The sequence below is a fragment of the Clostridia bacterium genome (assembly GCA_012841935.1).
Classification (GTDB): domain Bacteria; phylum Bacillota; class Peptococcia; order DRI-13; family DTU073; genus DUTS01.
The window spans coordinates 1-4,947 of record DUTS01000042.1 but is presented as its reverse complement, the minus strand read 5'-3'; the positions used below and the strand labels follow the sequence as shown (position 1 = coordinate 4,947).

Here is a 4,947-nt window from a genome sequence, read left to right as displayed (position 1 = left end):
GCTGCAATTCCTGTTGATAATGTACACGTTTCTCAAAATCTGCCGCAAAGGAATTTTCTAACTCTAGGTTCGCACTTTTAATTTCATTAGAAAACTCTTGCCAAGTCTCGGCATTTTGTTCGATAAATACCTGCCGTCTTTCAGCTTCTACTTTTTCCAAACGATTTAATTCTTTATTAATGGCTACTTCAACATCAGGAATTTTCTTACCTGTAGCCCTTAAATATTCAGCGTATTTTTCCGAATACCCCTGATTCTTTTTAACCTCATAAAGATAATCACTTAATAGATAATCAGGTGGTGTGAGCACCTGTTCTTTTCTGCGGAGAACTCTTTTTATTCGACTTTGTTCTGGGTGAGTTTTAATTTTTCCACTTAAAACATAAACCCGATTATAGGCTAAGGCGTCATCAACATATGTATTAGTAATGGCCTTTTGAGACTCATAATTACTGCACAACCTATATTCCTCATTTAATAAATCGGCTAATTTAGCAGTTTGGACTTGGTCAGTAATTAATAATTCCCGTGCAGCCTTTTTTATTTCTTCTGCTTGTCTAAGGCTCTCCATTTCGGAAGTAGCCTGAATTATTTCTTGACGTTTCTTTTCAATTTCCGGAATTAACTTACCAGTTTTTTGTACATACTCTTCATATTTAGCTGAATAACCACCACTGGTGTTTAATTCATCCCAATATTCATCCATAGTATATTCCGGTGGCAAATTTTTGCCCAAAATAAAACTGGAAGTTCTTTTTCTTAAACCTTGCCTACCTAAAAAATGATTCTGTAAAGCCCTATTAACATAATCTTTAGTTTCGGTTATTTCAACCTCAAATTTATTCCGTTTACTATATTCATTATCGAGCATTTCCTCTAGTTTTATCACATATGGGTCTGTTTCCTTTACAGCAGCATTTAAATCGCGCACCCAATGTTTACGGCGGTAATCCTCTTGTACCACCTGATTTTCTACCGCCTCCATAATTATCATTTCAATTAAAGGATCATTGTTTTTTCGCCCAACCCTCTGTAAATCCTCTAAATATTTAGGGGAATACCCATTATTTTTATATATTTCAGCTAAATATTCATCACGAGAATAAAGCGGAGTATTAGCTTGTCCTTTTTGAGGCACATGTTGTAGACGGCTGAGATAAGCAGCCAATTTTTTACGCTCCGCTGCATAATTATTACGTAATGAACGCTCCTTTTCTATAAAATTGTTAATAACTATTTTTTTTCTTAAATCACCTTGTCCAAATTCGGCTAAAAGATCAACATGAATTTTATCTTTTCTTATTTTCTCCATTTCTTTTAAAGATTTAAGTTCTGCTTCTATTTCAACTTCAACTTTTTGATTTTGCCGACCTGTCACCCGGACATACTCTTCATATTTCGGTGAATAACCGTGATTTTCGGCTATCTCCTCAAAATATTCTTGCAAACTATAACGAGTAACATGTTCATGTAGGGCCAAAGTTTCTTCTGGAAAGGTATCTGCCTGATGATCCTTTAATGCCTTAGCTAAATAAGTTTGATTTCTTTCCAAAAGTTCTTGATATTGGTTACGTTCCTCACATTCCATTTCCAATAGATGTTCTAATTTTTCATTTTTAATAATTTCTTCTTCAACTAAATTAAATAATTCCTTACCTTCCTTTTGCAAATAAGCCTTACGTCTTTTGCTTTCCATTAATTTGGCCTTTTCCAATTCTCCCCTAATTACTTCTTCAACCTCGGGAATTCTTTTTCCGGTGGCCCGCAAATGCTCAGCATATCTCCCCGAATACCCCTTTTGATTTCTTGCTTCATAGATATACTCATTCAAGACATAACTAGGAGGCGTAAGAACAGGTTGTTTACGCCTAAAAATTCTCCCCAAACGTCCTTTTTTCCCCAGCTTCACCTTTCCGGTTAAAACATATGTCCGATGATAAGCAAGGGCTTCAGCAATATAATTTTTAGTATTATTTTTAGTTTTTTCATAAGCACCCCTATGCAAATGTTCCTCAAATAGCAATTCCTCCAATTTGGCTGTTTTATTTTCTTCATTTAATATTTCAGCAACTGCGTCATCAAGAATTTTTTCTTTTCTAACTTTTTCTTGATTAACTAGTCGAATAAGAGCCTCATTTCGGGCTTCTTCTACCTCAGTAATTAAATAGCCTGTTTTACGAACATATTCCTCATATTTAGGTGAATAACCAGATTGTGCTTCAACTTCTTGAAGTAATTCCTCAAGGGAATATTTCTTTGAAACATTTGCCCTTAAAAGGAAATTAGTCGTCCTTTTTCGCAAACCTTGGTTGCGCCACTGATATTCATCAATAGCTTTTTCCACATAGGACTCCGCCTGTTGCTTCTCCTTTTCAAATTCACGCCGTAAAGAGTGCTCGGTAGAAATTAATTTGCCCAATTTTTGCCTAAAGGAAGCCCACTCACCCCAAGCCCTTCCCTTTTCATATTTATCCATTTTCTACCCCCCTTTCGTTTAACAAGGGATTTCAAGCACTCTTATTTCTTTTAATAATAATTTTCTTTTTCTTGGACGTCTTCTTATCCTTTTGTAATTCCGCTACTTCGTCAACCTTAGTAGTCATCAACTGATAAAGTTTAGTATCTTGCGGGAACTTATCAATAAAGGGAATAATACTGTTCCCCGAAAATAGCAGACCTTGTCCCGGATCAGAATTAGTCACATAAGACATTTGTGTTTCCGAAATATTTAATAAAGCCGATAATTCAACTCTATCTGTTGGTGCTTGGTTAAGCATCATAATGAAATCACTGTTAGCCAACATGTTTCTAGCCAAATCTGATTGTAATAAATCTTCCACGTTCTGGGTAATCCCGGTGGGGATGGCCCCCCATTTTCTAGCCCGTTTATAAAGTTCAAATAGGAAATTCGCCGAATATTCATTAGAGAATAAAAGATAAATTTCGTCCATGTAAATCCAAGTCCGCTTACCTTTATCCCGGTTACTAGTTACCCTGTTCCAAATAGCATCCAGCACAATTAACATACCCATTGTTTTTAACTGTTTCCCTAAATCCTTGATATCAAAACACACCAGGCGATTATTAATATCAATATTTGTTTTATTAGCAAACACAGATAAGTTCCCAGTTGTATATAATTCCAAAGCTGTAGCCAAATTCACTGCTTCAGGCTCTCTTTGACGAATCATAATTTCGTAAAAGTCTCTTAATGTAGGTGTTTTCTCTGGATCAAAATCCTGCATGTACTCACTATAAGCCAGCCGTATACAGCGGTCAATAATTGACTTTTCTTTAGGAGTTAAACCATCCCTACCGCCAACAATAATCTCACATAAGGAAAGTACGAAATCAGATTTCAGCATTAAGGGTTCATCATCATCCGAATAGTCAATACTCATATCCAAAGGATTAATATAGTTTTTGGAACCTGCTGAAATATAAATCACTTCACCATCAAAGTTTTCAACCAATCGCGTGTATTCTCTTTCTGGGTCAATAATGATAACATCATCCCCGGTATTTAAAAGGACATTAACCATTTCCCTTTTAGCACTAAAGGATTTTCCACTTCCCGGTGAACCTAAAATAAAACCATTAGCTGTTTTCAGTGTCTTACGATTAAACATAATCAAGTTTCTAGAAACAGCATTTAATCCATAATACATACCATCATCCTGCAGCAATTCCTGTGAAGAAAAAGGAATGAAAATGGCCGCACTTTCCGTTGTCAAACAACGATCAGCCTTAATAGAATTAATACCCAATGGCAGTGAAGAATTTAATCCTTCCTCCTGCTGATAATTAAGTACTCCCACCTGACAAAGGAACTTTCTGCCGGTGGCCATAATGGCTTCTGTGGTTCTATCTAATTCCTCTAAAGTATCGGCAAAGTGAGTAATAACCACATTTAACAAATAGAGCTTTTGGTTGCGGTTCATCACTTGGTCCAACAACTGTTGAGCTTCCTCTAAACTAAAACGCAATTCATAAGGAATGAAAGGTTCCAAATAACCACTGCGGAGACTTCTTTTTTGATATTCTATTTTATTAGCCTCCATACCGGTAATTTGTCGGTTAATTAATCTTAAAGCTGTATGTGGTTCAATAACTTTTAAATTAATACTTAAAAGCATATTTACACTAAAATCGGTAAGTTCACCCAAAAGGGTATCATTGATAAAAGCAGGTAAATCTTTAATAAAAACACTTCTAGCATAACTATCTCCCACCAACATATAATCCCGTTTAAATTCAAAACTTTCCGGTGCCACGGCATCCTTGGAAACAGCCCCATTTCGTTTGCTTACCCGTGGTTCATAAGCAAATTCACCCTCTCTACCCCGGCGATACACATCATGCAAAAGTTCTAATCTTTCTTTAATACCCAAAACCTTACCTTGACTGCCAATCCTCCGCAATAATCCCAATGTTTCATTTTCCAAACGAGCAAAAATACTTTTTGCTTCCTCAATATTTTCAGCATTAATAGTTAAAGTAATATACTTTTCCTTTTGAATATCATTTCGCCCAGCACTAACTTGTTTTTTAAGCATGTCATTATATTCTTGACGATAAATATCAAATTTATCACCACGCTCTTTAAGTAGGATTCTCCTTTCGAAATTTTCCTTATTCACTGATTTGTTTAAAACTGTTATTTGCACATCAATATTAGAATTAAAATAGTTCAAAAGATCACAGTATTTTACAAAAATGTCTTCCTTATCTTCATGTCTGGCAATTTGATAATTAATATCCTTAAATTTAATTGTTTTGGAATAACGTCCTCTGTTTAATTCAATAATTCCATCATCATTAGCCCTGATATAAGGCACAGTTTGCTGTGATGTCTTCGGAATAATATTTTGGCCCTTAGGACCTTTTCCTTTCTTTCCTCCAAAAAGCTTATCCAAAAAACCCAAATCACTTCACCTCTACCTTCGC

Annotated in this window: 2 protein-coding genes; both read right to left on the bottom strand. The window is 35.4% G+C overall.

Features of this window, described 5'->3' with window-relative positions:
• On the bottom strand, nt 1-2,476 hold a 2,476-nt coding region (locus GX687_02555; protein ID HHX96332.1), incomplete at its 3' end, for a hypothetical protein.
• A gap of 31 nt (nt 2,477-2,507) precedes the next feature.
• On the bottom strand, nt 2,508-4,916 hold the full coding sequence (locus GX687_02550) for a DUF87 domain-containing protein (GenBank protein ID HHX96331.1): 2,409 nt from the start codon (nt 4,914-4,916) through the stop codon (nt 2,508-2,510).
• Nucleotides 4,917-4,947: the final 31 nt, after the last annotated feature.